Source organism: Streptomyces sp. NPDC086549 (assembly GCF_044746205.1).
GTDB lineage: Bacteria > Actinomycetota > Actinomycetes > Streptomycetales > Streptomycetaceae > Streptomyces.
The window spans coordinates 106,128-132,770 of sequence record NZ_JBIVBS010000018.1 but is presented as its reverse complement, the minus strand read 5'-3'; the positions used below and the strand labels follow the sequence as shown (position 1 = coordinate 132,770).

The following is a 26,643-nucleotide window of genomic DNA, read 5'->3' as shown; positions in this document are numbered from 1 at the left end:
TCGGCCGACACCCGACTACAGTTCGGAATGACTCCGTAGGCGCGGTCGAACACAGTGGCTGTGCAAACGACAAGTGTCGTCACCGGACGGGATACCCCGCGCAGGCGGAGACCGAGAGGCTCTGCAGACCACGGCCACAGTGAACCGCGCCCTACAGGGCCGACCACCCTCAGTCGGAGGCCACCGGCAGGACGTCCGGCGAGAGCGCGCCGGCATGTGCGGAGATGCTTGTCATCCGGCGGCGGTGGTGACGTCGGCACAGCACCTCGTAGCCGACCTCCGCGGCGGGGCCGTTCACGTCACCGACAACGACCTGCTCACCCTCCACCACCATCTCGCCACCCACCGTGCGGGCGTTGTGCGTGGCACGCGCTCCGCACCAGCACATCGCCTCGACCTGAAGCGTCTCGATCCGGTCCGCCAGCTCGATCAGCCGCTGCGAGCCAGGGAACAGCTTCGTGCGGAAGTCGGTGGTGATACCGAAGGCGAAGACGTCCAGACCCAGGTCGTCCACGACGCGCGCCAGCTGGTCGATCTGCTCCGAGGCGAGGAACTGCGCCTCGTCCACGATCACGTAGTCCACCCTGCCGCCCTTGGACAGCTGGTCCACCAGGTAGGCGTGCAGATCCATGCCCGGCGCCGCCTCGACCGCATCCGTCACCAGGCCCAGCCGCGAGGAAAGCTTCCCTTCCCCCGCACGGTCGTCCCGCGTGAAGATCACACCTTGTAGTCCCCTTGCCGACCGATTGTGACCAATCTGGAGAGCCAGCGTCGACTTCCCGCAGTCCATCGTTCCGGAGAAGAACACCAGCTCGGGCATGGGGGGTTGAGCACCTTTCGGCGAGGCGGGAAAAGGGAACGGTTCTTCAGGAGCGTACTTCGAGCAGCGGGACCAGCTGCTCCGCAGGGGTCATCGAACCGTGGTTGCCGACCAGCGCCGACTCCTTCGGTTCCCGCTCGGAGGCGATGATCAGGACGTCGTCGTGCGCGGCCGCGACCACGTCGCCGATACGCGCGTACACACGGTCGTCGACCCGGGGGCCGAACCACCCCGCCGCGATCGCCTCGTCCCGCGAGGCCACCCAGAACTGCTCGCCGAGCACCTCGCGCCAGCAGGTCAGGACGTCGTTCTCGGCGCCCGGCACCGCGTAGACATGGCGGGCGCGGCCCTCGCCGCCCAGCAGCGCGACGCCGGCGCGCAGCTCCCAGTCCTCGTCGAAGTCGAAACGGTGCTGCTCGCCGAAGGGCACGTCGACCATGCCATGGTCGGCGGTGACGTACAGCGCGGTGCGCGGCGGAAGCTGCTCGGCCAGGCGCTGGACGAGCCGGTCGACGTACATGAGCTGGCCGCGCCAGGTGTCGGAGGCGACGCCGTAGCGGTGGCCGGCGCCGTCCAGCTCGGCGTAGTACGTGTACACCAGGGAGCGGTCGGCGGCGGCCAGTTGCCCGGCCGCGATGTCCATGCGGTCCTCGCCGGTCAGTCGCCCGTGGAACGTTCCGCCACTGAGCGCGATCTTGGTCAGCGGGGTGTTCTGGAAGGCGGGGGACGACACCTGGGCGGCGTGCACACCCGCCTCGTGGGCCAGCTGGAAGACGGTGGGGTACGGCTGCCAGAGGCGCGGGGAGGTCCAGGGGTGCCAGCGGAGCTGGTTCATGAGCTCACCGGTCTCCGGATTCCGGGCCGTGTAGCCCGGCAGGCCGTGCGCGCCCGGCGGGAGGCCGGTGCCGACGGAGGCGAGGGAAGTCGCGGTGGTCGCCGGGAAGCCGGCGGTGAGCGGGCGTCCCGTGCCCCCGCGGGAGCTCGCGAGCAGCGAGGTCAGGAAGGGGGCCTCGTCCGGGTGCGCCCGGAGCTGCTCCCAGCCCAGGCCGTCGATCAGGAAGACGCAGTTCCGGTCGGCCGCGGTCAGCTCCGGGATCGCGGCGGTCATGCCCGGTACGGCCATACCGGCGGCCAGGGTGGGCAGGAGGTCGGCGAGCGAGCCGCTGCCGTACTCGGGGAGCGGGGCGGTGCCGAGGGCGAGCGGTTCCGGGTGGTCCCAGGAGGCGGGGTACGCCATCAGCGCGTGACGTCCGCTGTCGCCTCGGAGACGGCCTGCGCGAAGGCGAGCGCCTGGCGCACCGTCTCCGGGCCGTCCCCGGCCTCGCTGACGCGCAGGCTCAGGTCGTCCGCCGTCGAATTGCCCGTGTAGCCGTGGTCGGCCTCGCAGTTGGGGTCGCCGCAGGCGGCGGGCTCCAGGTCGATGCGGGAGACGGCACCCCAGCCGATGGTCAGCACGACTTCGCGGGGCAGCGTGCCCGGCGCGTACTGCTCGGGGTTGGCGACCACACGGCTCACCACGACGGACGAGATCCGGCCGAGCTTCACGGACTCCGTGGACGTCGTGGCGTACGGCGTCGGGGAGGTGCTGTCGGCGGCCTGCTCGTCGGTGTGGCTGACGATGAAGCGGTTGCCGGTGAGGACGAGCACGGTCACGTGCCGCCGCACCTCGTTCTGGTCGAACGTCGTCTCCTGGTGGACCAGGTACGACCGGATGGGCTCGCCGCCCACAGCGGCCTCCACCGCCTCGGCCACGAGGGCCGGGTAGTAGCCGCTGCGCTCGATCGCCGCGCGCAGCCCCTGGGTCGTCGTACTGGTCTTGGCCATGACGTCCATCCTAATCCGTGGGCAAGGGGGGTCCGGGCCAGTCGTGGGCGGCCGGTGCGGTCTCCTTACCCGGGCGCGGGTGCCGGGGCACGAACCCGGACAGGATGTCCAGCCGTTCCGCAGCAACCAGACAGGAGACGGGTTCCCGGCCGCCGGCGTCCGCTTCGAACGCGACCACGAAGGGCGGTGTTTCGCCGAGCGCCTCCGTGAGACGTGCCGTCTCCTCGGCCGTGGGCGGGCGGAAGACGGGGTCCTGGAAGCCTGGCGGACAGGACACGAAGGTCGGGGCGACGAAGACCAGCTCCAGACCGTGGTGGTGGGTGAGGTCGTACCCGGCCGCCAGGCGGAGCCGCCCCGCGTCCCAGGCGATCACTTCCCAGTCCCACCAGCTGCCGTCGGGCAGCTCCCGTCCGGCGATCTCCATGCGGCCGCCTCCCCCGTTCAGTAGGCCGGCAGCGTGCGCGGGCCGAGGTCGTCCCTGGCGGGCGGGGGCGCGAGCCGCACGGTGGCGCCGAGGACACTCAGGCCCTGGGGGGCCACGACGACCGGTTCCAGGGTGACCGCGACGACCTCGGGGTGGTCGTCGACCAGCCGGGACACCCGCAGCAGCAGCTCTTCGAGGGCGGGCGTGTCGACGGGGGTGGACCCGCGCCAGCCGAACAGTAGCGGTGCGGTCCGGATCGACCGCACCAGCGAAGTCGCCTCCCGGTCGGTGACCGGCACCAGCCGGTGCGCCATGTCACCCAGCAGCTGCGAGGCGGCTCCCGCGAGCCCGAAGGACAGCACGGCCCCGGCCGCCGGATCGATCACGGCCCGCACGATGGTGTCGACGCCCCGGGGCGCCATCGCCTGCACCACCGGCCGCAGCTCCTCCGGCTTCCCGAACAGGTCGGTCAACTCGGCGTATGCCCGGCGCAGTTGTTCCTCGTCCGCCAGGTCCAGCCGGACCCCGCCCAGGTCGGCGCGGTGCCGCAGATGGGGGGCGGTGGCCTTGAGGGCGACCGGGTAGCCGAGGGCACGGGCGGCTTCCGCGGCGGCGTCGGAGGTCGCGGCGGGCAGTGCGCGGCGGACGGGGACGCCGTATTTCCCCAGCAGCTCGCAGGTCTCCTCCGTCCCGAGGGTGAGCCCCTGGCCGCGCGCGAGCAGCCCGCCGATCAGCTCGGCAGCGCCCTTCTCGTCGATGTCGTCGTACTCGGGCACCTTCCCCGGGTCGGCGGCCTCCCGCCGCCACTGCGCGTACTTCACGGCTTCGCCGAGGGCACGGACGGCCCGCTCGGCGGCAGGGTAAGCAGGGATGAGGCGCGAGCAGCTCTGGGACGAGTCCTCCTGGACCGGTACCGTGCCGGGCGACACCTGTGCCGCCCCGGCGGCGGGCGGTCGTTCCGCGAGGCGGGCCGGTGCGGTGCTTGCCGCGGCCGACAGCGCCCCCGCGAGCCCGCCGAGCTCCACGTGCACGACGAGCACCGGCTTCGAGGGAGCGGCGGCGGCAGCGGACCGCAGTGCCTCGGCCAGTTCGGCGTCGTCGGGTGACCCCTCCCCGATGGCCGGTATGGCCGTCACGACCACCGCGTCGCACGAATCGTCGGCCAGCGCCCGCGACAGCGCCTGCCGGAAGTCCTCCGCGGTGGCCCCGGTGGTCAGATCGAGCGGACGCGACGGCCGCAGCCCCTCGGACAGACACACGTCGTACGTCAGCAGGCCCAGGGACTCCGAGTTCCCCAGGATCGCCACCCGCGGCCCGGAGGGCAGCGGCTGCCGTGCCAGCAGCAGGCCCGCGTCCACCAGCTCGGTGATCGTGTCGACCCGGATCACGCCCGCCTGCCGGAGCAGCGCGGACACGGTCGCGTGCGGCAGGCGCGTGGCCCGTACCGCGTGCCCCTGCGGAGCGGATCCCGCCCCCTGGACCACGACCAGCGGTTTCGCCGCCGCCGTCCGCCGGGCGAGGCGGGTGAACTTGCGCGGATTGCCGATGGACTCCAGGTACATGAGGACGACGTCGGTGTCGGGGTCGTCGTACCAGTACTGGATGACGTCGTTGCCGGACACGTCCGCACGGTTGCCGGACGACACGAAGGTGGACACGCCCGTGACCCCGGTCACCCCACCCCCGCGCCGGTGGAGCCGGGACAGCAGCGCGATGCCGATGGCTCCGGACTGGGCGAAGAGCCCGATCCGGCCGGGGCGGGGCAGCTCCGGTGCCAGGGATGCGTTGAGCCGCACCTCCTCGGAGGTGTTGACGATCCCGAAGGCGTTCGGCCCGATGATCCGCATGCCGTACGTGCGCGCGTGCCGTACGAGTTCGCGCTGCCGCTCGCGGCCCTCGGGCCCGCTCTCCGCGTACCCGGCGGAGAGTACGACGAGTCCCTGCACGCCGTGTTCCCCGCACTCGGTGACCACTTCGGGGACGCGTTCGGCCGGTACGGCGACGACCACGAGGTCGACCGGGCCTTCGATGTCCCGCACCGAGCGGTGGGCGGGCACGCCGTCGATCTCCTTCAGTTCCTCCGGGAAGGCCTTGTTCACGGCGTGCAGGCGGCCGGTGAACCCCGCGTCCCGGAGGTTGCCGAGGACGCCGCGGCCCACCCCGCCGGGCGTGCGGCCGACTCCGACGACCGCGACGGAACCGGGCGCGAGGAGCCGTCGTACGGACCGTGCCTCCGCGCGTTGCTCCCGCGCGCGCTGCACGGCGAGCGAGCGGTCGGTGGGTTCGAGGTCGAACTCCAGGCGTACGACGCCGTCCTCGAAGCTGCGTTTCTGGGTGTACCCGGCGTCCGTGAACACCTTGATCATCTTGCTGTTGGCGGGCAGCACCTCGGCGGCGAAGCGACGGATGTCACGCTCGCGCGCGACGGCCGCGATGTGTTCGAGGAGGGCCGAGGCGACCCCGCGGCCCTGGTGCGCGTCCTGCACCAGGAAGGCGACCTCTGCCTCGTCGGCGGGCGCGGAGGCGGGCAGGCCGTCGGCACCAATGCGGTCATAGCGTACGGTTGCGATGAACTCGCCGCCGATCGTGGCGGCGAGTCCCACCCTGTCCACAAAGTCGTGGTGCGTGAAGCGGTGGACGTCCTTGGCGGACAGTCGTGGGTACGGCGCGAAGAAGCGGTAGTACTTCGACTCGTCCGAGACCTGCTCGTAGAAACTGACCAGGCGGTCGGCGTCATCAACGGTGATGGGCCGGATGCGCGCGGTACCCCCGTCGCGCAGCACCACGTCCGCCTCCCAGTGGGCGGGGTACTCGTGCCGGTCCTGCCGGCCCGCCGAGGTCTGCATGGGCCCCAGAGTACGGCTCGCGTCGGACAACGGCGCGAGGCAGTCTGTGGAGGACGGAAGTCGGATCGAGGCCGAGGTCCGACGCCACCTCCGGAGCGGGACACAGGACCGCTCCGGACATGCTTCACGATGTGGGAAACTGGTCTAGACAACCCTGAAAAGTGAAGGGCAGCATCACATGGCTGAGCGCCGCGTCAACGTCGGCTGGGCCGAGGGCCTCCACGCCCGCCCCGCCTCCATCTTCGTCCGGGCCGCCACGGCCTCCGGCATCCCCGTGACGATCGCCAAGGCCGACGGCAACCCCGTCAACGCGGCCTCCATGCTCGCCGTTCTGGGCCTGGGCGCCCAGGGCGGCGAGGAGATCGTCCTCGCCTCCGACGCCGAGGGTGCGGACATCGCCCTGGACCGTCTCGCGAAGCTGGTCGCCGAGGGTCTCGAGGAACTGCCCGAGACCGTCTGAGCCACCGCACCGAACGCCGGAGCCGCGTCAGCCCTTTCGGACGGCGCGGCTCCGCCGTATTCTCGCAGAAATTCCAGGCATGCAAGAATTAGGGCAACAGAAATACGCGTCCGCCGAATAACACCTCTTTGTATACGGCGTCCGTGTTAATGCCGCGGACCCGAGATGTTTACGGCATGTTGCGAAGTCCTCACACGTTCCAGCCGGTCGCCACCGCCGGGAAAACGGAGCCGGTGCGCGGATGTCGCGCGCTCGGCGTGCAGCGCCGTGATCGCCCGCGCGCGCTCCCCGTCGCCGCGCGCCACCGCGTCCACGACGGCACCGTGCTCCGCCCAGGACTCCACCGGGTTGGCGGGCGCCTCCACCGCGTACATCCAGGCGATCTTGTGCCGCAACTGGGTCAGCATCGAGGTCAGGGCGTGGCTGCCGGAGGCCTGGGCGAGCGTCTCGTGGAACCAGCCGCCCAGCGAGCGCAGATCCTCGCTGCTGCCGCTCCTGGCCCGCTCCTGGCCCAGCCTGACAAGGCCGCGCAGCACCTTGAGATGGGCCTCGGTGCGCCGCTGCGCGGCCCGGGCGGCGCCGAGCGGCTCCAGGAGCATGCGCATCTCCAGCAGGTCGGCGGCCTCCTGCTCGGTCGGTTCGGCGACGCACGCGCCCGCGTGCCGCCGGGTCACCACGAAGCCCTCGGCTTCCAGCGTGCGCAGGGCCTCACGGACGGGGACGCGTGAGACGCCGTAGCGGCGGGCCAGGAGTTCCTCGGTGAGCCGGCTGCCGCGCTCGTAGACACCCGCGACGATGTCGTCCCGGATCGCCGTGCATACCGAGTGCGCCGGAATACGCATGACCGACCTCCGCCTTAATCCCCGTGAAACGTCGCCGCTTGACGTGTGTTCCGTGACTCTATTGCAATGAGCGGGAATTTCCGACGGCGAGCCGGAATCCATGGATATTTTTTGGACAGCGGCGCGTTCGAAACGACGAAAGCCCCGGCTCGGGGAGCCGGGGCTTCGGAAAGCGGTGCGCCGTGTCCTCAGACGTTCACGCCGTGCTTGCGGAGGTAGGCGACGGGGTCGACGTCCGAGCCGTACTCCGGGGTCGTCCGGGCCTCGAAGTGGAGGTGCGGTCCGGTGACGTTGCCGGTCGCGCCGGAGAGGCCGATCTGCTGGCCGGGGACGACCTTCTGCCCCACGGAGACGCCGATGGACGACAGATGGCCGTACTGGGTGTACATGCCGTCGGCCATCCGGATCACGATCTGGTTCCCGTACGCCCCGCCCCAGCCGGTCGACACGACCGTGCCGGAGCCGACCGCGTGCACCGCGGTGCCGCTCGCGGCGTGGAAGTCGATGCCGGTGTGGGAGCCGGAGGACCACAGGGAACTGCTGGCCTGGTAGCCGGTGGAGACGTACGAGTTCGCGATCGGCGCCACGAACGCGTTGAGGCGCTCGCGCTCGGCCTCGCGGGCGGCGCGCACCTTGGCCTCGCGCTCCTTCTCGGCCAGCGCGGCGGCCTTCTTGCGGGCGGCCTCCTCTGCGGCCTTCTTGCTCGCGGCGTCCTCGGCCGCCTTCTCCTCGGCGGCCTGCGTCTGGGCGGCGGCCTGGGCGTCGATCTGCTCGGCGACCGAGTCGCCGATGGTGATGACGGGGGTGAGGCCGGTGTCCTCGACGGACGGCTCGGCGGCGAGCGCCGGGGCGGCCAGGGTGCCGATGGCGCCGGTGGTGGCGAGGGCAGCGACGCTCGCCGCGCCGACGGTGGTGCGGTGCATGCGGCTGGGACGGCGGTGCTTCCCGGTGGCCCGCGTGAACGCCATGTAGTGGCTGGTCCTTTCCTTCCCTCTCGCCTACCGGGTTAGCTGACGGGTTCGGAACAGGAAGGTCTCCTACGGACCCCCTCGCGGCGCGCGGGCGTCCGATTCACCCCAGGGGACTGCTGTGGGTCCCCGGCTCCCCTGGCTCGCGCCGTACGGGGACTCGGCGATGACTGTCCGGTGCCGCGGGTGCGGCGCACTGCCCGACGAACAGCCTGGACGACGCTATGCGGGCGGTCTTTCAATCCCCAAACCGATCCCGGCTTTTGTAGCGCATCCCACAGGGCAGACAGGCAACCTCCGCCTCAATTCGGACATCTTGGGGGAACACGCGTGGGCCCTGACGACCCGTCGGTCATCAGGGCCCACGCGCGCGTGCCCCTACTCGGCGGAAACGACGGTGACTTCTCCGATGCCGAGGGCCTCGACCGGCTCCTTGATCTGGGCGGCGTCACCCACGAGTACCGTCACCAGACGGTCCACCGGGAAGGCGTTCACCACCGCGGCGGTGGCCTCCACGGTGCCGGTGGCGGCGAGCTGCTGGTACAACGCAGCCTGGTAGTCGTCGGGCAGGTACTGCTCGACCTGGTCGGCCAGCGTGCTCGCCACGGCCGCCGCGGTCTCGTACTTCAGCGGCGCGACCCCCACGAGGTTCTGCACGGCGACGTCGCGCTCGGGGTCGGTGAGGCCCTCCTCGGCGAGCTTGCGCAGCACCGCCCACAGGTCCTCCAGCGCGGGACCGGTGTTCGGGGTGTCCACGGAGCCGCTGATGGCGAGCATCGAGGCACCCGTGCCGTCCGGGGCGGACCTCAGGACCTGCCCGAACGAACGCACACCGTAGGTGTAGCCCTTCTCCTCGCGCAGGACGCGGTCCAGGCGGGAGGTCAGGGTGCCGCCGAGGCAGTACGTGCCGAGCACCTGGGCGGCCCACACGCGGTCGTGCCGGTCCGCGCCGACACGGCCGATGAGCAGCTGCGTCTGGACGGCCCCCGGACGGTCCACGATGACGACCCGGCCGGTGTCGTCGGCGGTCACCGGCGGCACCGGCCGCGGCTGCGCCGTGGAGCCGGTCCAGCCGCCCAGGGTGTCGCCGAGCAGTTCGTCGAGATCGATGCCGGTGAGGTCGCCGACGATCACGGCGGTGGCCGTGGCGGGCCGGACGTGCCGCTCGTAGAAGGCGCGTACGGCCGCCGCGTCGAGCTTCTCGACCGTCTCCTCTGTGCCCTGGCGCGGGCGCGACATGCGCGAGGTCGGCGGGAACAGCTCCTTGGAGAGTTCCTTGGCCGCGCGGCGGGAGGGGTTCGCCAGCTCGTGCGGGATCTCGTCGAGGCGGTTGCGGACCAGCCGCTCGACCTCGCTGTCGGCGAACGCGGGCGTCCTGAGGGCGTCGGCGAGCAGGCCGAGCGCCTTGCCGAGGCGGGAGGCCGGGACCTCCAGGCTCAGGCGGACGCCCGGGTGGTCGGCGTGCGCGTCCAGGGTGGCGCCGCAGCGCTCCAGCTCGGCGGCGAACTCCTCGGCGGAGTGTTTGTCGGTGCCCTCGGAGAAGGCCCGCGCCATGATCGTGGCGACGCCGTCGAAACCGGCCGGCTCGGCGTCCAGCGGTGCGTCCAGGAGCACCTCGACGGCGATGACCTGCTGGCCGGGGCGGTGGCAGCGCAGAACGGTCAGGCCGTTCTCCAGCGTGCCGCGCTCGGGGGCCGGGAAGGCCCACGGCTTCGCCTCGCCCGCGTGGGGCTGGGGGTGGAATTCCATCGCGGCGAGCTCGGTCACTTGGCCGCCTCCTCGTGGTCGTCGCCGGCTTCGACGGTGGCTTCGGACTCCGGGTCCTCGGGAAAGTCCTCGTCCTCGGTGTGCTGCGCGGACTCGGCGGAGAGGGGCTCGTAGACGAGCACCGCGCGGTTGTCCGGGCGAAGGCGGGCCTGGGCGACCTCCCGGACCTCCTCCGGGGTCACCGCCAGGACGCGCTGGACAGCGGTGAGGGCGAGCTGCGGGTCGCCGAACAGGACCGCGTAGCGGCACAGCTCGTCGGCGCGGCCCGCGACCGTGCCGAGCCGGTCCAGCCACTCGCGCTCCAGTTGCGCCTGGGCGCGCTCCATCTCCTCGGACGTGGGGCCCTCCTCCGCGAAGCGGGCGAGCTCCTCGTCGATGGCGGCCTCGATGACCGGCACCTCGACATCACCGGAGGTCTTCACGTCCAGCCAGCCCAGGGAGGGCGCCCCGGCCAGCCGCAGCAGGCCGAACCCGGCCGCGACGGCCGTACGGTCACGCCGTACGAGCCGGTTGTAGAGGCGGGAGGACTCGCCGCCGCCGATGATGGTGAGCGCCACGTCGGCCGCGTCCGCCGCGCGCGTGCCGTCCTGCGGGAGCCGGTAGGCGGCCATCAGAGCCCGCGCCGGAACCTCCTCCACGACGACCTCGCGCAGCTGCCCGCCGATGACGTCCGGCAGCGAGCCGTCGCGGGGCTCGGGCTTGCCGTCGTGGCCGGGGATCGAGCCGAAGTACTTCTCGATCCAGGCGAGGGTCTGCTCCGGGTCGATGTCGCCGACCACCGAGAGCACGGCGTTGTTCGGCGCGTAGTACGTCCGGAAGAACCGGCGCGCGTCCTCCAGAGTGGCCGCGTCCAGATCGGCCATCGAGCCGATCGGCGTGTGGTGGTACGGGTGGCCCTCCGGGTAGGCGAGGGCGGTCAGCCGCTCGAAGGCGGTGCCATAGGGAACGTTGTCGTAGCGCTGCCGGCGCTCGTTCTTGACGACGTCCCGCTGGTTCTCCATGGACTCGTCGTCGAGGGCGGCGAGCAGCGAGCCCATGCGGTCGGCCTCCAGCCAGAGGGCGAGCTCCAGCTGGTGGGCGGGCATGGTCTCGAAGTAGTTGGTGCGCTCGAAGCTGGTGGTGCCGTTGAGCGAGCCGCCGGCGCCCTGCACGAGCTCGAAGTGGCCGTTGCCCTTCACCTGTGCGGAGCCCTGGAACATCAGGTGCTCGAAAAGGTGAGCCAGGCCGGTACGTCCCTTGACTTCGTGACGGGAGCCGACGTCGTACCAGAGGCACACCGCCGCGACCGGGGTCAGGTGGTCCTCGGAGAGCACCACGCGCAGACCATTGGCCAGGCGGTGCTCGGTCGCTGTCAGGCCCCCGGAGCCTGCCTCGGCTTCGGTCGTGTGACCCATGGGCATGTACGTCCCTTCGATCGCGGAAGCGGTCGTGAAACCGCGGTCTTCCTGCCAGTCCTGCCACTGTATGCAAGCGGCCGGAGCCTCGGTGAAGTTCCCGCCGGACGTACGCCCACAGCGGATCGCGTAGCCTGCGGGAGTCGTGCCGCGGGGCGGCTCCTCCGGCGCCTGCCGGAACCGGGAAGGACCGTCTGCACCGGGTCCTGGCCCGGCTTGTCAGTACCGCGGTCCACAATGGTCCGATCAGTTCCCGTTCACGCTTCGAGCGACCAGATACAGAGGAGCCGGCAGCGATGGCCCGCCGCAGCACGAAGACCCCGCCGCCAGACGACTCGTACGAGGAGAAGATCCTCGACATCGACGTCGTGGACGAGATGCAGGGCTCCTACCTCGAATACGCGTATTCGGTCATCTACTCCCGTGCCCTGCCCGACGCCCGCGACGGGCTCAAGCCGGTGCACCGGCGCATCGTCTACCAGATGAACGAGATGGGCCTGCGTCCCGACCGCGGTTACGTGAAGTGCGCGCGTGTCGTCGGTGACGTGATGGGCAAGCTCCACCCGCACGGAGACGCGTCGATCTACGACGCCCTGGTGCGTATGGCCCAGCCGTTCTCGATGCGCGTCCCGCTCGTCGACGGCCACGGCAACTTCGGCTCGCTGGGCAACGACGACCCGCCGGCCGCCATGCGGTACACCGAGTGCCGGATGGCCGAGGCCACGAGCCTGATGACCGAGTCGATCGACGAGGACACGGTCGACTTCGCCCCCAACTACGACGGCCAGGAGCGGGAGCCGGTGGCCCTGCCCGCCGCCTTCCCGAACCTGCTGGTGAACGGCACGTCGGGCATCGCGGTCGGCATGGCCACGAACATGCCGCCGCACAACCTCGCCGAGGTCGTGGCGGCCGCCCGTCACCTGATCCGCTACCCGAACGCGGACCTGGACACGCTGATGAAGTACGTCCCGGGCCCCGACCTGCCCACCGGCGGCCGTATCGTCGGCCTCTCCGGGGTCCGGGACGCGTACGAGACGGGCCGCGGCACCTTCAAGATCCGCGCCACGGTCTCCGTGGAGAGCGTGACGGCGCGCCGCATGGGCCTCGTCGTCACCGAGCTGCCCTTCACGGTCGGCCCGGAGAAGGTCATCACCAAGATCAAGGACCTGGTCAACGCCAAGAAGCTCCAGGGCATCGCCGACGTCAAGGACCTCACGGACCGCGCGCACGGCCTGCGTCTGGTCATCGAGATCAAGAACGGCTTCGTGCCGGAGGCGGTCCTGGAGCAGCTCTACAAGCTGACGCCGATGGAGGAGTCCTTCGGCATCAACAACGTGGCCCTGGTGGACGGCCAGCCGCTCACCCTGGGCCTCAAGGAGCTCCTGGAGGTCTACCTCGACCACCGCTTCAACGTCGTGCGCCGCCGCTCGGAGTTCCGCCGCGGCAAGCGCCGCGACCGGCTGCACCTGGTGGAGGGCCTGCTCACCGCCCTCGTCGACATCGACGAGGTCATCCGTCTGATCCGCTCCAGCGAGAACTCCGCGCAGGCGAAGGAGCGCCTGATGGAGCGCTTCTCGCTGTCGGACATCCAGACGCAGTACATCCTCGACACGCCGCTGCGCCGCCTCACCAAGTTCGACCGCATCGAACTGGAGGCGGAGAAGGACCGGCTCAACTCGGAGATCGCCGAGCTGACCCGGATCCTGGAGTCGGACACCGAGCTGCGCAAGCTGGTCTCCGCCGAACTGGCCGCGGTGTCGAAGAAGTTCGGGACCGAGCGGCGTACGGTCCTGCTGGAGTCGTCGGGCGCCCCGGCGGCGGCCGTGCCGCTGCAGGTGGCGGACGACCCGTGCCGGGTGCTCCTGTCGTCGACGGGGCTGCTGGCCCGTACGGCGAACGGCGAGCCCTTCGCGGTGGACGAGGAGGGCAAGCGCGCCAAGCACGACCTGATCGTCTCCGCGGTGCCGGCCACGGCACGCGGCGAGGTGGGCGTGGTGACCTCGGCGGGCCGCCTGCTGCGGGTGAACGTGGTCGACCTCCCGCAGCTGCCGGAGACGGCGGCGGCGCCGAACCTCTCCGGTGGAGCGCCGATCACGGAGTTCGTCTCCCTGGAGGACGACGAGACGGTGATCTGCCTGACCACGCTCGACGAGTCGTCCCCGGGCCTCGCTCTGGGCACGGAACAGGGTGTCGTCAAGCGTGTGGTGCCCGACTACCCGTCCAACAAGGACGAGTTGGAGGTCATCACGCTCAAGGAGGGCGACCGGATCGTCGGCGCGGTGGAACTGCGCACCGGCGAGGAGGACCTGGTGTTCATCAGCGACGACGCGCAGCTGCTGCGCTACCAGGCGTCCCAGGTCCGCCCCCAGGGCCGGCCGGCCGGCGGCATGGCGGGCATCAAGCTCACCGAGGGCGCCAAGGTCATCTCCTTCACCGCCATCGACCCGGCCGCGGACGCGGTGGTCTTCACTGTGGCGGGCTCGCGCGGCACGCTCGACGACTCGGTCCAGACGACCGCCAAGTTGACCCCGTTCGACCAGTACCCGCGCAAGGGCCGCGCCACGGGCGGTGTGCGCTGCCAGCGGTTCCTGAAGGGCGAGGACTGCCTGTCCCTGGCCTGGGCGGGCACGGTCCCGGCGCGGGCGGCGCAGAAGAACGGCACCCCGGCCGACCTCCCGGAGATCGACCCGCGCCGGGACGGCTCGGGCACGTCGCTGCCGAAGATCGTGTCGGTGGTGGCGGGACCGGTGTTCTAGACCGACGGGTCTCCGGGGTCCGGTTCATCGGGATCTCGTACGTAGCGCAGGACGCCCCACATGCCGTGCTCGTCGGCGTGTGGGGCGTCGTTCCTGCACGCCTCCAGTTCCTTGGCGAGGGTGGCGGCGTCGATGCCGGAACCGATCAGGACGAGCTGGGTGAGGCGTGCCTGGGCGGGCGCCCAGGGTTCGGGGTAGAAGCGCAGGAACCGCCCGACGGCGTGGACGCCGTACCGGTTCCGGGCGTCGTGGGGCCCGAAGTCGACATACCCCTTGATGCGGTAGAGCCCCTCGGGCCGGCTGTCGAGGAACTCCATCAGCCTGCGGGGATCCAGGGGGACTTCGGAGGTGAAGGACAGGCTGTCGTAGGCGGCGTGCAGATGTCCGGCGTGGTCGTCGGCGCTGTCGTGGTCGTACAGGTCGTCGAAGGACAACTGCCCGACGCGCTCCTCGCTCGGCCGGCAGTCGAAGAGGAACTCGGGGTCGACGCGCCCGTAGGTGGCGGGGACGACGGCGGCGCCGTCGGTGAGTGAGCCGACGAGGCCGAGGACGCGTTCGGCGTCGGCCGCCCGGTCGAGCTTGTTGACGACGACCAGGTCGGCCAGGGCGAGGTGCCGGTCGATCTCGGGGTGCTGTGCCCGGGTGGTGTCGAACTCGGCCGCGTCGACGACCTCGACGAGTCCGCCGTACACGATTCCGGGGTGCTCGCTGGCGAGCACCATCCGCACGAGTTCCTGGGGTTCGGCAAGGCCGCTGGCTTCGATGACGATGACGTCGATGCCGGCGGAGGGATGCGCGAGCCGCTCCAGGTACAGGTCGAGTTCGCTCGCGTCGACGGCGCAGCACAGACACCCGTTGCCCAGCGAGACCGTCGAGTCGCCGAGCGCGCCGGCCACGGCCATCGCGTCGATCTCGATGGCGCCGAAGTCGTTGACGATCGCCCCGATACGGCTGCCTCCGCCGCGGTGGAGGAGGTGGTTGAGGAGTGTGGTCTTCCCGGAGCCCAGGAATCCGGCGAGTACGACGACCGGGATCTGCTGCGGACTGCGGCTGTGCCCCACTCTGCGACCTCTCTCACGCGGACGCGTGCACCGGCTCTCTGCCTGGCGCACGCGCGAGAATTGAATGCCGACTCAGGATACGAGTGGGAAGAAACGCCACGAAGTGAACGATTGTTAGCAGCCCTTGCGGGGCAGACGTTGGGCAAGGCGCCGGAGCGTGCGACCCTCGCTTCCCTCCGTGCGCCGCCTCTCCGCCTCCCCGCCGATCAGAGCCGCTCGGCACACTCTGGGAGACGGCAAGCGCCGCCCACCGCTCGCCGGTCCCCTCCAGTCGACCCGCACCGACGACCGGCGGACGGCCGCCTGAATCGGGGGTTGACATGGCCACACAGAAGTCCGGGATACGGGGGTGCGGTTCCGCCATAGTGGTGGGACTCGCCGCTGTCGCCGCCGCAGCAGTCATCGCCCAGCAACGGCAGCAAAAGCAGCGCGACCGCGAACTGCTCGACGCTCAGCAGCACGTGAACCTGGCCAACCAGCAGCGCCTCCACTGGGAACTGCTGAGCAAGGCCATGGAGGATCCGGCGCTGGCCGCGGTACTCGACACGCACGGCGGCGCCATCGCACCGGATAAGTACCGGCAGTTCCTGTTCGCCAACGCCGTGTACACCAACGCCCTGCTGGCCTACCGCATCGGCAACGTCAATCGGGTGGAGCTCTTCGGACATCTGCGCGGCACTGTGCAGAACCCGATCTTCAGGGAGTACTGGGAAGCGACCCGCGCCGCCCGCGCGAGCCTTGAACAGAACTCCGTGGAGGCACAGGTGGGGCGCATGCTGGACGGCCTCATCCACGACCTGGACGAGGCGGACACCGACGAGTGGTGGGTCGTGGGTGAACCGCCCGAGTGAGTGCGCCGGTCTTCAAGCCGACGACCACCCCGGCACGGCCCGCCGATTGCAGGGGCGGGCATGTCCAGGCCGCTACCCTCCTGTGGCCACACCACGTCCCTGACCGCTTAGGACGGGAATACTTTGAAGATCATTCGCCGCATCGGCCCCTCCCCCGAGCAGCGCGGGAGCATGACCGGCGAGACATGCCCCGACATCTTCGAACTCAGCGACGGCCGTTTCGCCGTGATCGGGACCGACGCCACCGCGGAGCTCGAGCACGAACTACCCGCCGACGCCGCACGAGCCGCGGACGAACGCATCGTGGTCATCACCCGGGAGACGCTGGTCCGCGCCAAGGCCGACATCCCGCCCGAATAGCACCGACAGCACACGGATTCGGGCACCACTGGCCGGTTTTCACTCGGTTCACTTCCGCACAGTGGCCCCTGGATCGCCCACGCCGCACCTAAACACTCGCGCCAAATAATGGCGAGATCTCGCCTCTGGCGTTTCGCGAGTCTTGCCCGTTAGTAACCGATTGGAGATCGCTAGCGTACGCTCCGTGACCTCACCACACATCATCCGCCGCATCGGCGCATCCCCTCGTCAGCGCGGCAGCCTCGACGGCAACACCTGTCCAGACATTTTTGAGCTGAGCGACGGCACTTTCGCCGTCATCGGGGCAGACAGAACCGAGGCGCTGGAGGGCAAACTCCCCTCCGACGCGGGCCGGTCTAGCGACGAGCGGATCGTGGTCATCACTCGCGAGACGCTACTTCAGGCCAAGATCGACATCCCGGACGCCTGAACTCCGGTCGCAAACAGCAGGACCACCAGTTGACGAGGCCTGGTCGCGCATGGGCGGCCAGGCCCTTTCTCTGCCGCCGCGCCCGTCAGGCCACGACAGGAACGGCCGCCGGCGCCACCGGCCCCACATACCGCGCCACCGGTCGGATGATCTTCGAGTCCGCCGCCTGTTCCAGGATGTTGGCGCTCCAGCCGATCACCCGGGCCGCCGCGAACGTCGGTGTGAACATCTCGCGCGGCACGCCGCACAGTTCCATGACCACGCCGGCGTAGAACTCGACGTTGATGTGGAGCTCACGGCCCGGCTTCAGTTCGGCGAGGATCGCCTCGACATGGCGTTCGACCTCGACGGCGAACTCCACGCGCGGGCCGCCGAAGCTCTGCGCGACTTCACGCAGCATCCGGGAGCGCGGATCCTCCGTCCGATAGACCGCGTGACCGAAGCCCATGATCCGCTCGCCGGCGAGGACCCGCTCGCGGATCCACGAGTCGATGCGGTCGGGAGTGCCGATCGCGTCCAGGGTGTCCAGCGCGCGACTGGGAGCGCCGCCGTGGAGCGGACCGGAGAGCGCCCCCACCGCCCCCACGAGGCATGCCGCCACGTCCGCCCCGGTCGACGCGATGACGCGTGCCGTGAAGGTTGACGCATTGAATCCATGGTCAATGGTGGAGATCAGATACTGCTCGACCGCCCGGGCATGCCGCGGATCGGGCTCCGAACCCGTCAGCATGTAGAGGTAGTTCGCCGCACAGGAAAGATCGATGCGCGGCTCCACCGGGTCGAGCCCCCGGCCCAGCCGATGCAGTGCCGTGAGCAGCGTGGGTACGGCCGCGGCGGCCACGAGGGTGTCCTGCCGCCGCTGGTCGGCGTCGATGTCGTACACCGGCCGGAATCCCTTCGCCGCGCCCAGCAGCGACAGCGCCGTGCGCATCCCGGCCAGCGGGCCGGAGGTGCGGCTCGCCGCGGCGATGGCGGGCAGGGCGGCCCGGACCTCGTCGGGCAGCCGCCGCAGCGACGCGGTCTCGGCGGCGAAGGCCGTGCGCCGCTCGGCATCGGGCAGTTCGCCGTGGACCAGGAGATGCCAGACGTCCTCGAAGCCGCGGGTGCGCGCGAGTTCCACGGCCGAGTACTGGCGGTAGTGGTAGAAGCCCTCAAGCCCCCGGACATCACCGATCTCGGTGTCGGTGACGACGACGCCCGCGAGTCCGCGCGGGACGTCGACAAGGGTGGCCGCAGCCCTGTTGATGGACATGGGTCTCCTCTCTGAACTTGATTAAACTGTCAATGCTTGACCATCTCTCTGTCAACATTGATCCAGTCAATGTATCTGGGGCGGCTACGGTGACACCCATGCGCGATCAACAACCCGCTCCCGGCCGTCCCGGGCGGAGGCTGAGCACCAAGGAGACCGCCGAAGTGCTCGGCGTGAAGCCGGAGACCGTGTACGCGTACGTGAGCCGCGGTCAGCTCAGCAGCACGCGCGAGCCCGGCGGCCGCGGCAGCACCTTCGACGCCAAGGAGGTGGAGGCCCTCGCCCGGCGCAACCGGCGTGAGACCAGCATGAGTTCGGGGTCCGGCGGCGAACTGTCCGTGCGCACCCGCATCACGTTGATCGACAAGGACCGGTACTACTTCCGGGGTGTCGACGCCACCGAGCTCGCCGCGCACCACTCCTACGAGGAGGTCGCCGAGTGGCTGTGGACGGGGCGGATGCGCCCGGGGGTCACCTTCACCGCGCCCGAGGCCGCCGTCGCCGTGGCCCGCCGTGCCGTGGACGCCCTGCCCGAACACACCGCTCCCATCGACCGGCTACGGGTCGGGGCGATCGCCGCGGCGGCCGAGGACCCGCTGCGCTTCGACCTGTCCGAGGAGGCCGTGCTCGGCACCGCGCGCGTCCTCATCCCCACACTCGTCGCCGCCCTGCCGCCCCAGCCCTACGCCCACCACCACGACGAGGGTCCGCTGGCCCGCCGCCTGTGGGGCCGGCTGACCGGACACGAGGCCGACGAGGCGTCACTGCGCGCCCTGGACACGGCACTCGCCCTGCTCGTCGACCACGACCTGGCCGCCTCGACGCTCGCGGTGCGGGTCGCCGCCTCGGCCCGTGCGCACGCCTACGCGGCCGTCTCGGCCGGACTCGGCGTGATCGAGGGCCCGTTGCACGGCGCGGCCAGCGGACTCGCCCACCGGATGCTGCTGGACGTACTCGAGCGGGGCACAGCGGTTCCGGTGATCGCGGACGAGCTGCGCGCGGGCCGCCGTATCCCCGGACTCGGCCACCGGCTCTACCCGGGCGAGGACCCGCGCGCGCGTGCGTTGTTCGCCCTCATGGAGCGGGTCCCGCGCGCGGAACCCGCCCTCCTCGCGGCCCGCGACATCGTCGCCACCACCGCCCGCCACACGCCCCTGCACGCGAACGTCGACCTCGCCCTCGCCGTGCTCACCGTCTCCTCCGGCATGCCCGCCACGGCGGGCGAGACGGTCTTCGCCATCGCCCGGACGGCGGGCTGGATCGCCCACGCCCTGGAGGAGTACGGGGAACGCCCGCTGCGTATGCGCCCCAGCGGCCACTACGTGGGCCCGAGGCCGCCCCAGGCCCTGCCGGAGTAGAACTCAAGCCCTACTGAAAGCCACTCCAAAGAAAGTCAGGTTAGGCTCACCTCTGTGAGTAGGTGTGCGACCGTCTCCCGGAGCCTCGACGAGCCCGTTTCCGGTACCGCGGCCACTGCGACGACATGGCTGCTGCTGGAACAGCCCGGCCCCTGGGGTGCCAAAGCGCTCACTTCGAGCCACCTGGACCCCGCCCTCGGCCGCGCCCTGGAGGCCGTAGCCGAGGGAACAGGCGTACGGATCGCGCTGATCCGGCGTCCCGGACGGCACGCCGACCCCGGCGGGCCCGCCGTACGGCAGGTCTACGCCGCCCACACCGTTCCCGGGAACACCTGGCTGCACAGCGCCACGACCCGCGACCCGGAACGGCTGCGCGCCCTCGACTTCGCCGCCCTCGGTGCGGGCGACCACCGTTCGTTCGACGCGGTGCTCCACGGCCGGCCCCACTCGGACGGTCCGCTCGCGCTCGTCTGCACCAACGGCAAGCGCGACCGATGCTGCGCCCTCCTGGGCCGCCCCCTCGCCTCTGAGCTCGCCTCCTCCGGTGTGCTCGGCACCTGGGAGGTCACTCATCTGGGTGGCCACCGCTTCTCGCCCACGGTCCTCGTCCTGCCGTACGGATACGCGTACGGCAGGGCCGAGGCGCACGCCGTCAAGGAGGTCCTGCACGGCGTCCGTGAGGGCCGTGTGGTCCTCGACGGATGCCGCGGGTGCTCGGCCTGGGAGCGGCCCGGACAGGCGGCCGAGCTGGCCGTGCGCGCGGCCGCCGACGAGTACGCGGCGGGCGCCCTCAGTGTCGTACGGACGGACGGCGGGGCACCACACTGGGAGGTGACCGTCGCCCACACCGACGGCCGCCTCTGGCGCGTCACGGTGGCCCAGGGCGCCTCGCTGCCGCCCCGGCCGGAGAGCTGCGGGGCGGCGGTGCTCGGCGCGCCGGCCCGGATGGACGTGGTGGCGGTGCACGAGCTGACGGCGCCGACGCTGGCGAGCTGACGGCGCCGGAGCGCGGCATCACCACTTTCCCAAGATCTGGTCAAGAGATCCACGCCACACCCCCTACGGCGGGGCGCGCCCGTCCACGTACCGTCGTGGGCATGAGCCCCACTCCCCCCGCGCGCCGTCTGCGCCTCGGCCTGCCTCGGCGGGTGTTCTCGCAGGTCCTGCTGATGCAGGTGGCGATCGCCGCGGGAGTCGCGGTGCTCGCGACCGGGCTGTTCCTGGCTCCGCTGAGCAAGCAGCTGGACAACGAGGCGATGCGCCGGGCGCTGGCGATCGCCCTGACCACCGCGCAGGAACCGCAGATCGCGGAGCAGGTTCAGAACACCCCGCCGAGCATCGACGGGCCGGTGCAGAAGGAGGCGGAGCGCATCCGCCACGCCACCCACGCCGAGTACGTCGTGGTGATGGACCGGTCGGGCGTCCGCTGGTCCCACACGAACCCGCAGCAGATCGGCTTGCCCGTCTCGACCGACCCCAAAGAGGTCCTGTCCGGCAAGCAGGTCATGGAGATCGACACCGGCACCCTGGGCCGCTCCGCCCGCGGCAAGGCGCCGCTGTACGACGCCGACCACCGGATCGTCGGGGCGGTCTCGGTGGGCATCGCGTACGACAGCGTGCGGGCCCGGCTGATCGGCGCGATCCCGGGGCTGTTGGCGTACGCGGGCGGTGCCCTCGCGGTCGGCGCGCTGGCCGCCTGGCTCATCTCCCGCAGGGTCCAGCGGCAGACGCGGGACCTGGCCTTCTCCGACATCTCGGCGCTGCTCGCGGAGCGCGAGGCGATGCTGCACGGCATCCGGGAGGGCGTCGTCGCCCTCGACCGCACCGGCCGCATACGTCTGCTGAACGACGAGGCGCACCGGCTGCTGGGCATCGGCGACGAGGCCGTCGGCCGGTCGCCGGACGAGGCGCTGGGCGCCGGCCGCACGACGGATGTCCTGGCCGGCCGGGTGACCGGTACCGACCTGCTCACCGTCCGCGGCCAGCGGGTTCTGGTCACCAACCGCATGCCCACCGACGACGGCGGGGCCGTGGCCACCCTGCGCGACCGCACCGAGCTGGAACAGCTCGGCCGCGAACTCGACTCCACGCGGGGCCTCATCGACGCCCTGCGTGCCCAGGACCACGAGCACGCCAACCGCATGCACACCCTCCTCGGCCTGCTCGAACTGGAGATGTACGACGACGCGGTGGAGTTCGTCGGAGAGGTGGTCGGCGACCATCGGGTCACCGCGGAACAGGTCACCGAGAAGATCCTGGACCCCCTGCTCGCCGCCCTGTTGGTCGGCAAGGCGACCGTCGCGGCCGAGCGCGGGGTCGCCCTGTGGGTATCGGACCGCACCCGGCTCCCGGACCGGCTGATCGACCCCAGGGGCCTGGTCACCGTCGTGGGCAACCTGGTGGACAACGCCCTCGACGCCGTCGCGGGCACTCCACACGCGCGCGTGGAGGTCGAGTTGCGCGCCGAGGGGCGTACGGCCGTCCTCCGGGTACGCGACACCGGCCCCGGGATCCCGGCCGAGCAACGGGAACTGATCTTCACCGAGGGGTGGTCCACCAAGGAGCCGCCCGCGCACGGCAAGCGCGGCATAGGGCTCTCCCTGGTGCGCCGGCTCGCCGAACGGCAGGGCGGGAGCACGACGGTGAGCGAGGCGGACGGCGGGGGCGCCGAGTTCACGGTCGTGCTCCCGGAGGCCCTGACCGAGCCGGAACTGGAACCGGCGCTCACCGCACAGCTGGAGCCCCCTGCCGAGGAGGAGGCGCGATGATCGAGGTCCTGGTCGTGGACGACGACACCCGGGTCGCACGGGTCAACGCCGCCTACGTGCAGAAGGTGCCGGGCTTCCATGTGGCCGGCGAGGCGCACAACGCGGCCGAGGCGCTGCGTCGGCTGGAGACGCTGCCACGGCTCGACCTGGTCCTCATGGACCACTACCTGCCCGACGAGACGGGCCTCGCGGTCGTCCAGGAGATGCGCCGGCGCGGCCACCAGACCGACGTCATCATGGTCACGGCGGCACGGGACGTGACGACCGTGCAGGCGGCGATGCGGCACGGCGCCCTGCAGTACCTGGTCAAGCCGTTCGCCTTCGCGGGCCTGCGGGCCAAGCTGGAGGCGTACGCGCAGCTGCGTCGCACCCTGGACGGCGGCGGCGAGGCCGAACAGGCCGAGGTGGACCGCATCTTCGGCGCGCTGTCCGCGCCGGCGGAGCCGGGGCTGCCCAAGGGGCACTCCCCCACCACCGCCGAGTTGGTCCGCCAGTCCCTGATGAGCGCCCAGGGCCCGCTGTCGGCCCAGGAGATCGCCGAACGGACCGGGGTGAGCCGGCAGACCGCCCAGCGCTATCTGAAGCTCCTGGAACGCACAGGACGAGCCCGGCTGACCCTCAAGTACGGCGACGCGGGCCGCCCGGAACACCGTTACGTGTGGGCGACCCGCGTCTGATCGCGGCTCGTGGGTCCGTCCGCCGGTCTACTTCGCGGCGTCGACGAACTCGGTCGTGTAAGTCTTGCTCAGGTCCACCTTGGCGTTCTGGATGTTCGGGTTGAACGCCTTGAGGACCTTCTCGACGGTCTCCGGACCGTTCGCGGGCATCACGCCGTCGTCGGTGAACATCGGCAGCGTGCTCTTGATGGCCTCGGCGTAGAGCGTCTTGCCACCCTGGGAGTAGTCGGCGGGCATCTTGGCCGCGATCTCGGACGCGCTGTGGGTCGACATCCACTTGAGCGTCTTGACGAATGCATTGGCCAACTTCTGGACGGTGTCCTTGTGGCTGTTCACCCAGTCCGTCTGCATGTACAGACTTGACGAGGGGTACGGACCGCCCAGCGCCTCCTGCGACCCCTCGGGCGTCCGCATGTCCAGGAGGACCTTTCCGGCCTTCTTGTCCAGGACGGCGGCCACGGTCGGGTCGGTCGTCATGCCGGCGTCGATCGAGCCCTGCTGGAGCGCCGCGATGAACGTCGGGCCCGCCCCCACGGCGACCGAAGTGAAGTCGCTGATCTTCACGCCGTTCTTGACGGCGAGGTACTTGGTGAGGAAGTCGGTCGAGGCGCCGAGACCGGTGATGCCGAGCTTCTTGCCCTTGAAGTCCTTGGGCGAGGTGATGTCCCCGGCCTTCTTGGTGGAGACGACCTCCACCTCGCCGGGGGCGTGCGAGAACTGCACGACGGACTCCACGGCCTTGCCCTTCACCTGGAGGTCGAGGGTGTGGTCGTAGAAGCCGACGGCGCCCTGGACCTGGCCGGAGACGAGCGCGGTCTCGGCCTGGACACCGGCGGGCTCGCTGAGCAGTTCCACGTCGAGGCCCTCGGAGTCGAAGTAGCCGAGCCGCTGGGTCAGCATCGCCGGCAGGTAGATGACCTTGTCCAGGCCACCGACCATGATCTTGACCTTCGTGCCCTTGCCGTCGCCCTTGCTGCCGGAGCCGGCGGAGGCGGTGCTCGCCGCGTCATTGGCGCACGCGGTGAGCGAGGAGAGGGCGAGCAGGCCGGTGGCGGCGAGCGAGGCGTATCTGGCGGTCTTGCGCATGGCGGTTCACGTCCTTGTGAGAGGGCGGTGCGGAGAAGGGGGGTGTCTGGGGAGTGCTCGGCATCGGGGCTGCGCACGGCGGGCCGGGCTCAGCGGGCCGGGCTCAGCGGGCCGGGCTCAGCGGGCCGGGCTCAGCGGGCCGGGCTCAGCGGGCCGGGCTCAGCGGGCCGGGCTCAGTGATCGGAGTTCGCCGGCTTCCAGCGGAAGATGCGGCGCTCGGCGAAGGTCAGCAGGCCCTCGGCGGCGAGCGCGACGACCGCGAGGATGACCATCGCGCCATAGACACCGGCGGCGTTGAAGTTGCCCTGCGACGCGGCGACCAGCAGGCCGATGCCCTTGGTCGCGCCGATGTACTCGCCGACGATGGCACCGATGAGGGCGAAGCCGAAGCTGACATGGAGACTGGTGAAGATCCAGGAGGTGGCCGACGGGATGACCACCTGAAGCGTCACCCTGCGATTGCTCGCGCCGAGGATCCGGGCGTTGGCGACCAGGTCGCGGTTGACCTCACGGGCGCCCTGGAAGGCGTTGAAGAACACCGGGAAGAACACCAGCACCACGGCCGACGCGACCTTGGAGGCGGGGCCCAGCCCGAACCAGATCAAGAAGATCGGGGCCAGGACGATCCTGGGTATGGAGTTGAGCACCTTGATGTAGGGACCAAGGACGTCGGCGAGGAGCGCGATCCGCCCCAGGGCGATACCGAAGACCACTCCGGCGACGACACCGATGACCCAGCCGAGCAGCGCCTCGTACAGCGTGTACCAGATCTGCTCGCCGAGGGAGCCCTGCGCGGTCCCGTGCATCACCCACGTGTAGATCTGGTCCCAGATCTGCGAGGGCATCGAGAAGTTGAACGGGTCGATGACCTTGGCCCGGGAGAGCGCCTCCCACAGGCCGAGGACGGCGACCAGGAGCAGCAGACGGGCCGCGGTGACGACGACCTTGCGTCTGCGTGCGGCACGGGCCCGGGACTCGGCGCGGTCGGGCGTCTTGACCGTGTCGACAACCGGCGTGGTGATGACCTCAGGCGACATTCGCGGCACCCCTCTCGCGGGTGATGCGGACCTCTTCGCCGAGGGACTCCCAGATCTCGCGGTAGATCTCGATGAAGCGCGGCTCCAGACGCACCGACTCGACCTTGCGCGGCCGGGGCAGGTCGATGTCGAAGACGTGCTTCACGGTCGCGGGCCCGGCGGTCATCACGACGACCTTGTCGGCGAGCGCGATGGACTCCTCCAGGTCGTGGGTGACGAAGACGACGGAGGCGCCCGTGCCCTCCCACAGTTCCAGGAGTTCGTCCGACATCAGCGCCCTGGTCTGCACGTCGAGCGCCGAGAACGGCTCGTCCATGAGCAGGATCTCGGGGTCGTTGACGAAGGTGGCGGCGAGGGCGACGCGCTTGCGCTGGCCACCGGAGAGCTGGTGCGGATAGCGGTCCTCGAAGGCGGCGAGCCCGACCCGGGCCAGCCAGTCGCGCGCCTTCTCCTTGGCCTCCGCCTTCGGCACGCCCCGAAAGCGGGGGCCCGCCATGACGTTGGACAGGACCGTGCGCCAGGGGAAGGTGGCGTCCTGCTGGAAGACGAAGCCGACCTTGTCGCCGACGCCGGAGACCGGCTCCCCGGCCACCAGCACCTCGCCCTCGGTGGGCTCCTCCAGCCCGCTGACCAGGGTCAGCGTGGTCGACTTGCCGCAACCGGTCGGTCCTACGACGGCCACGAACTCACCGCGTCCGACGGTGAGGTCTAGGTCCCGGACGGCCGTGTGCAGACCCCCCGACGGGGTCCTGAAGATCTTGCTCGCGCCCCGCAACTGGATGGCGGGGCTGGTGTCTGCGCTCATGGCCGGGACGGTAGGTGTGGCCCGGGCCACAACAGCAGTCTTGTGAGCGCAAGCCGTTCTTTTGCTCGCAAGAACCTGTTGTGCTCATTTTGCGCGCGCTACAACTGCGGAGCACGAAACACGGGCTTAACGCTCGCCGGCCTTGAAGGAGAGGCCTGATGATCAACGTCCTGGTGGTGGACGACGACTTCCGTGTCGCCGAGATAAACGCCAAGTACGTGGGAAAGGTTCCCGGCTTCCGGGTGGCCGCCCGCGCGCACAGCGCCGCCCAGGCCCTGGCCGCTGTGGAGCGCGGGGCCATCGACCTGGTTCTGCTCGACCACTATCTGCCGGACCGGACCGGCCTCGAACTCGTCCACCGGATGCGGGAGCAGGGCCATGGCACCGACGTCATCATGATCACGGCGGCCAGCGACGTGGCGACCGTGCAGAAGGCGATGCGTCTGGGCGCCCTGCACTACCTGGTCAAGCCGTTCACATTCGCCGCCCTGCGCACCCGCCTGGACTCCTACGCCGCCCTGCGCCGCACCGTCGACCGGGTCGGTGGCCGGGGCCTGACGGGACAGGAGCAGGTCGACCGGATCTTCGGCGCGCTGAGGACCTCACCCGCACCGAGCGCACCCGGCCTGCCCAGCGGTCACTCGGAGCCCACCACGGACCTCATCTGCGGCGTCCTGCACCGCGCCGGCCACCCGCTGTCCGCCCACGAGGTCGCCGCCGAGACGGGGCTGAGCCGGTCCACGGCCCAGCGCTACCTCCGCCACCTGGAACAGGCCGGCAGGCTCCGCCTCTCCCTGAAGTACGGCGACACGGGGCGGCCGGAGCACCGGTACGCCTGGGTGGCTCCGTAGCCGCTC

General features: G+C 70.8%; 25 protein-coding genes and 1 riboswitch. Of the genes, 11 read left to right on the top strand and 14 right to left on the bottom strand.

What is annotated here, in order from left to right; all coding sequences use genetic code 11:
* Positions 1-169: 169 nt before the first annotated feature.
* From ACIPSA_RS40715 to ACIPSA_RS40695, 5 genes are read right to left on the bottom strand one after another with little or no spacing between them, the layout of a single operon-like run.
* A complete protein-coding gene (locus ACIPSA_RS40715; RefSeq protein ID WP_402644510.1) occupies positions 170-820 on the bottom strand; it encodes a thymidine kinase in 651 nt (216 codons plus the stop codon).
* Positions 821-866: 46 nt separating this feature from the next.
* On the bottom strand, positions 867-2,057 hold the full coding sequence (locus ACIPSA_RS40710) for an alkaline phosphatase family protein (protein WP_402644509.1): 1,191 nt from the start codon (positions 2,055-2,057) through the stop codon (positions 867-869).
* Complete coding sequence (locus ACIPSA_RS40705) at positions 2,057-2,653, bottom strand: DUF5998 family protein (protein WP_402644506.1); 597 nt, start codon at positions 2,651-2,653, stop codon at positions 2,057-2,059. The genes ACIPSA_RS40710 and ACIPSA_RS40705 overlap by 1 nt, the downstream gene beginning before the upstream one ends.
* 1 nt (position 2,654) lies before the next feature.
* Positions 2,655-3,068, bottom strand: a complete 414-nt coding sequence (locus ACIPSA_RS40700; RefSeq protein ID WP_402644503.1) for a hypothetical protein — start codon at positions 3,066-3,068, stop codon at positions 2,655-2,657.
* 17 nt (positions 3,069-3,085) lie between these two features.
* Entirely contained in the window at positions 3,086-5,914 is a 2,829-nt protein-coding gene (locus ACIPSA_RS40695) for a GNAT family N-acetyltransferase (protein ID WP_402644500.1), read from the bottom strand.
* 178 nt (positions 5,915-6,092) lie between these two features.
* Between ACIPSA_RS40695 and ACIPSA_RS40690 the strand changes: the two genes are divergently transcribed.
* Positions 6,093-6,374, top strand: a complete 282-nt coding sequence (locus tag ACIPSA_RS40690) for an HPr family phosphocarrier protein (RefSeq protein ID WP_391005010.1) — start codon at positions 6,093-6,095, stop codon at positions 6,372-6,374.
* 146 nt (positions 6,375-6,520) lie between these two features.
* On the opposite strand, the gene ACIPSA_RS40685 is transcribed toward ACIPSA_RS40690, so the two are convergent.
* From ACIPSA_RS40685 to ACIPSA_RS40670, 4 genes are all read right to left on the bottom strand, one after another.
* The gene (locus ACIPSA_RS40685) at positions 6,521-7,216 is read right to left on the bottom strand and encodes a GntR family transcriptional regulator (protein ID WP_402644497.1); all 696 of its coding nucleotides are present in this window, start codon (positions 7,214-7,216) and stop codon (positions 6,521-6,523) included.
* 188 nt (positions 7,217-7,404) lie between these two features.
* Complete coding sequence (locus ACIPSA_RS40680) at positions 7,405-8,184, bottom strand: M23 family metallopeptidase (RefSeq protein ID WP_402644494.1); 780 nt, start codon at positions 8,182-8,184, stop codon at positions 7,405-7,407.
* Between the two features lie 12 nt (positions 8,185-8,196).
* Positions 8,197-8,360: riboswitch (cyclic di-AMP (ydaO/yuaA leader) on the bottom strand.
* Between the two features lie 202 nt (positions 8,361-8,562).
* Complete coding sequence (locus ACIPSA_RS40675) at positions 8,563-9,951, bottom strand: M16 family metallopeptidase (protein ID WP_402644493.1); 1,389 nt, start codon at positions 9,949-9,951, stop codon at positions 8,563-8,565.
* Complete coding sequence (locus ACIPSA_RS40670; protein ID WP_402644490.1) at positions 9,948-11,351, bottom strand: M16 family metallopeptidase; 1,404 nt, start codon at positions 11,349-11,351, stop codon at positions 9,948-9,950. Before ACIPSA_RS40670 ends, ACIPSA_RS40675 begins: the two co-directional genes overlap by 4 nt.
* 290 nt (positions 11,352-11,641) lie before the next feature.
* On the opposite strand from ACIPSA_RS40670, the gene ACIPSA_RS40665 reads away from it, so the two are divergent.
* Positions 11,642-14,101 (top strand): DNA topoisomerase (ATP-hydrolyzing) subunit A, encoded by a 2,460-nt coding sequence (locus tag ACIPSA_RS40665; RefSeq protein ID WP_402644488.1) that lies wholly within the window; start codon positions 11,642-11,644, stop codon positions 14,099-14,101.
* Here the strand turns inward: ACIPSA_RS40665 and ACIPSA_RS40660 are convergent.
* Positions 14,098-15,162 carry a CobW family GTP-binding protein gene (locus ACIPSA_RS40660; RefSeq protein ID WP_402644485.1) on the bottom strand — a complete coding sequence of 355 codons (1,065 nt, stop codon included), beginning with the start codon at positions 15,160-15,162 and terminating at the stop codon, positions 14,098-14,100. The genes ACIPSA_RS40665 and ACIPSA_RS40660 overlap by 4 nt on opposite strands.
* 157 nt (positions 15,163-15,319) lie before the next feature.
* Between ACIPSA_RS40660 and ACIPSA_RS40655 the strand changes: the two genes are divergently transcribed.
* The 4 genes from ACIPSA_RS40655 (at position 15,320) to ACIPSA_RS40640 (ending at position 16,803) form a co-directional block, all read left to right on the top strand.
* Complete coding sequence (locus ACIPSA_RS40655) at positions 15,320-15,469, top strand: hypothetical protein (RefSeq protein WP_402644484.1); 150 nt, start codon at positions 15,320-15,322, stop codon at positions 15,467-15,469.
* 13 nt (positions 15,470-15,482) lie between these two features.
* The gene (locus ACIPSA_RS40650; RefSeq protein ID WP_402644481.1) at positions 15,483-16,013 is read left to right on the top strand and encodes a DUF6082 family protein; all 531 of its coding nucleotides are present in this window, start codon (positions 15,483-15,485) and stop codon (positions 16,011-16,013) included.
* Between the two features lie 123 nt (positions 16,014-16,136).
* Entirely contained in the window at positions 16,137-16,373 is a 237-nt protein-coding gene (locus tag ACIPSA_RS40645) for a hypothetical protein (protein WP_402644479.1), read from the top strand.
* Positions 16,374-16,557: 184 nt separating this feature from the next.
* Positions 16,558-16,803, top strand: coding sequence for a hypothetical protein (locus ACIPSA_RS40640; protein WP_402644477.1), 246 nt, complete (start codon positions 16,558-16,560; stop codon positions 16,801-16,803).
* Between the two features lie 85 nt (positions 16,804-16,888).
* Here the strand turns inward: ACIPSA_RS40640 and ACIPSA_RS40635 are convergent, their stop codons facing one another.
* Positions 16,889-18,055: a citrate synthase/methylcitrate synthase gene (locus tag ACIPSA_RS40635; protein WP_402644475.1), complete on the bottom strand. Its 1,167-nt coding sequence runs from the start codon at positions 18,053-18,055 to the stop codon at positions 16,889-16,891.
* A gap of 98 nt (positions 18,056-18,153) precedes the next feature.
* Between ACIPSA_RS40635 and ACIPSA_RS40630 the strand changes: the two genes are divergently transcribed.
* The 4 genes from ACIPSA_RS40630 to ACIPSA_RS40615 all read left to right on the top strand — a co-directional run bounded on the left by ACIPSA_RS40630 (position 18,154) and on the right by ACIPSA_RS40615 (position 22,858).
* Positions 18,154-19,413: a citrate synthase gene (locus ACIPSA_RS40630; protein WP_402644473.1), complete on the top strand. Its 1,260-nt coding sequence runs from the start codon at positions 18,154-18,156 to the stop codon at positions 19,411-19,413.
* 54 nt (positions 19,414-19,467) lie between these two features.
* Complete coding sequence (locus ACIPSA_RS40625; protein ID WP_402644471.1) at positions 19,468-20,409, top strand: sucrase ferredoxin; 942 nt, start codon at positions 19,468-19,470, stop codon at positions 20,407-20,409.
* A 101-nt stretch (positions 20,410-20,510) separates the two neighbouring features.
* Positions 20,511-22,181, top strand: coding sequence for an ATP-binding protein (locus ACIPSA_RS40620; protein WP_402644470.1), 1,671 nt, complete (start codon positions 20,511-20,513; stop codon positions 22,179-22,181).
* Positions 22,178-22,858 carry a response regulator gene (locus ACIPSA_RS40615; RefSeq protein WP_402644468.1) on the top strand — a complete coding sequence of 227 codons (681 nt, stop codon included), beginning with the start codon at positions 22,178-22,180 and terminating at the stop codon, positions 22,856-22,858. The genes ACIPSA_RS40620 and ACIPSA_RS40615 overlap by 4 nt, the downstream gene beginning before the upstream one ends.
* 27 nt (positions 22,859-22,885) lie before the next feature.
* On the opposite strand, the gene ACIPSA_RS40610 is transcribed toward ACIPSA_RS40615, so the two are convergent.
* From ACIPSA_RS40610 to ACIPSA_RS40600, 3 genes are all read right to left on the bottom strand, one after another.
* Positions 22,886-23,944, bottom strand: coding sequence for an ABC transporter substrate-binding protein (locus tag ACIPSA_RS40610; protein WP_402644466.1), 1,059 nt, complete (start codon positions 23,942-23,944; stop codon positions 22,886-22,888).
* Between the two features lie 173 nt (positions 23,945-24,117).
* The gene (locus tag ACIPSA_RS40605) at positions 24,118-24,981 is read right to left on the bottom strand and encodes an ABC transporter permease (protein WP_402644463.1); all 864 of its coding nucleotides are present in this window, start codon (positions 24,979-24,981) and stop codon (positions 24,118-24,120) included.
* Positions 24,971-25,786, bottom strand: a complete 816-nt coding sequence (locus tag ACIPSA_RS40600; protein ID WP_402644461.1) for an ABC transporter ATP-binding protein — start codon at positions 25,784-25,786, stop codon at positions 24,971-24,973. Before ACIPSA_RS40600 ends, ACIPSA_RS40605 begins: the two co-directional genes overlap by 11 nt.
* 158 nt (positions 25,787-25,944) lie before the next feature.
* Between ACIPSA_RS40600 and ACIPSA_RS40595 the strand changes: the two genes are divergently transcribed.
* Positions 25,945-26,637 carry a response regulator gene (locus ACIPSA_RS40595; RefSeq protein WP_402644459.1) on the top strand — a complete coding sequence of 231 codons (693 nt, stop codon included), beginning with the start codon at positions 25,945-25,947 and terminating at the stop codon, positions 26,635-26,637.
* Positions 26,638-26,643 lie beyond the last annotated feature (6 nt).

Excerpts from the sequence above, each read along its gene's own strand:
- ACIPSA_RS40715 (WP_402644510.1), bottom strand. The coding sequence starts at position 820 with ATGCCCGAGCTGGTGTTCTTCTCCGGAACGATGGACTGCGGGAAGTCG.
- ACIPSA_RS40710 (WP_402644509.1), bottom strand. The coding sequence starts at position 2,057 with ATGGCGTACCCCGCCTCCTGGGACCACCCGGAACCGCTCGCCCTCGGC.
- ACIPSA_RS40705 (WP_402644506.1), bottom strand. The coding sequence starts at position 2,653 with ATGGACGTCATGGCCAAGACCAGTACGACGACCCAGGGGCTGCGCGCG.
- ACIPSA_RS40700 (WP_402644503.1), bottom strand. The coding sequence starts at position 3,068 with ATGGAGATCGCCGGACGGGAGCTGCCCGACGGCAGCTGGTGGGACTGG.
- ACIPSA_RS40695 (WP_402644500.1), bottom strand. The coding sequence starts at position 5,914 with ATGCAGACCTCGGCGGGCCGGCAGGACCGGCACGAGTACCCCGCCCAC.
- ACIPSA_RS40690 (WP_391005010.1), top strand. The coding sequence starts at position 6,093 with ATGGCTGAGCGCCGCGTCAACGTCGGCTGGGCCGAGGGCCTCCACGCC.
- ACIPSA_RS40685 (WP_402644497.1), bottom strand. The coding sequence starts at position 7,216 with ATGCGTATTCCGGCGCACTCGGTATGCACGGCGATCCGGGACGACATC.
- ACIPSA_RS40680 (WP_402644494.1), bottom strand. The coding sequence starts at position 8,184 with ATGGCGTTCACGCGGGCCACCGGGAAGCACCGCCGTCCCAGCCGCATG.
- ACIPSA_RS40670 (WP_402644490.1), bottom strand. The coding sequence starts at position 11,351 with ATGCCCATGGGTCACACGACCGAAGCCGAGGCAGGCTCCGGGGGCCTG.
- ACIPSA_RS40665 (WP_402644488.1), top strand. The coding sequence starts at position 11,642 with ATGGCCCGCCGCAGCACGAAGACCCCGCCGCCAGACGACTCGTACGAG.
- ACIPSA_RS40650 (WP_402644481.1), top strand. The coding sequence starts at position 15,483 with ATGGCCACACAGAAGTCCGGGATACGGGGGTGCGGTTCCGCCATAGTG.
- ACIPSA_RS40635 (WP_402644475.1), bottom strand. The coding sequence starts at position 18,055 with ATGTCCATCAACAGGGCTGCGGCCACCCTTGTCGACGTCCCGCGCGGA.
- ACIPSA_RS40630 (WP_402644473.1), top strand. The coding sequence starts at position 18,154 with ATGCGCGATCAACAACCCGCTCCCGGCCGTCCCGGGCGGAGGCTGAGC.
- ACIPSA_RS40620 (WP_402644470.1), top strand. The coding sequence starts at position 20,511 with ATGAGCCCCACTCCCCCCGCGCGCCGTCTGCGCCTCGGCCTGCCTCGG.
- ACIPSA_RS40615 (WP_402644468.1), top strand. The coding sequence starts at position 22,178 with ATGATCGAGGTCCTGGTCGTGGACGACGACACCCGGGTCGCACGGGTC.
- ACIPSA_RS40610 (WP_402644466.1), bottom strand. The coding sequence starts at position 23,944 with ATGCGCAAGACCGCCAGATACGCCTCGCTCGCCGCCACCGGCCTGCTC.
- ACIPSA_RS40605 (WP_402644463.1), bottom strand. The coding sequence starts at position 24,981 with ATGTCGCCTGAGGTCATCACCACGCCGGTTGTCGACACGGTCAAGACG.
- ACIPSA_RS40600 (WP_402644461.1), bottom strand. The coding sequence starts at position 25,786 with ATGAGCGCAGACACCAGCCCCGCCATCCAGTTGCGGGGCGCGAGCAAG.
- ACIPSA_RS40595 (WP_402644459.1), top strand. The coding sequence starts at position 25,945 with ATGATCAACGTCCTGGTGGTGGACGACGACTTCCGTGTCGCCGAGATA.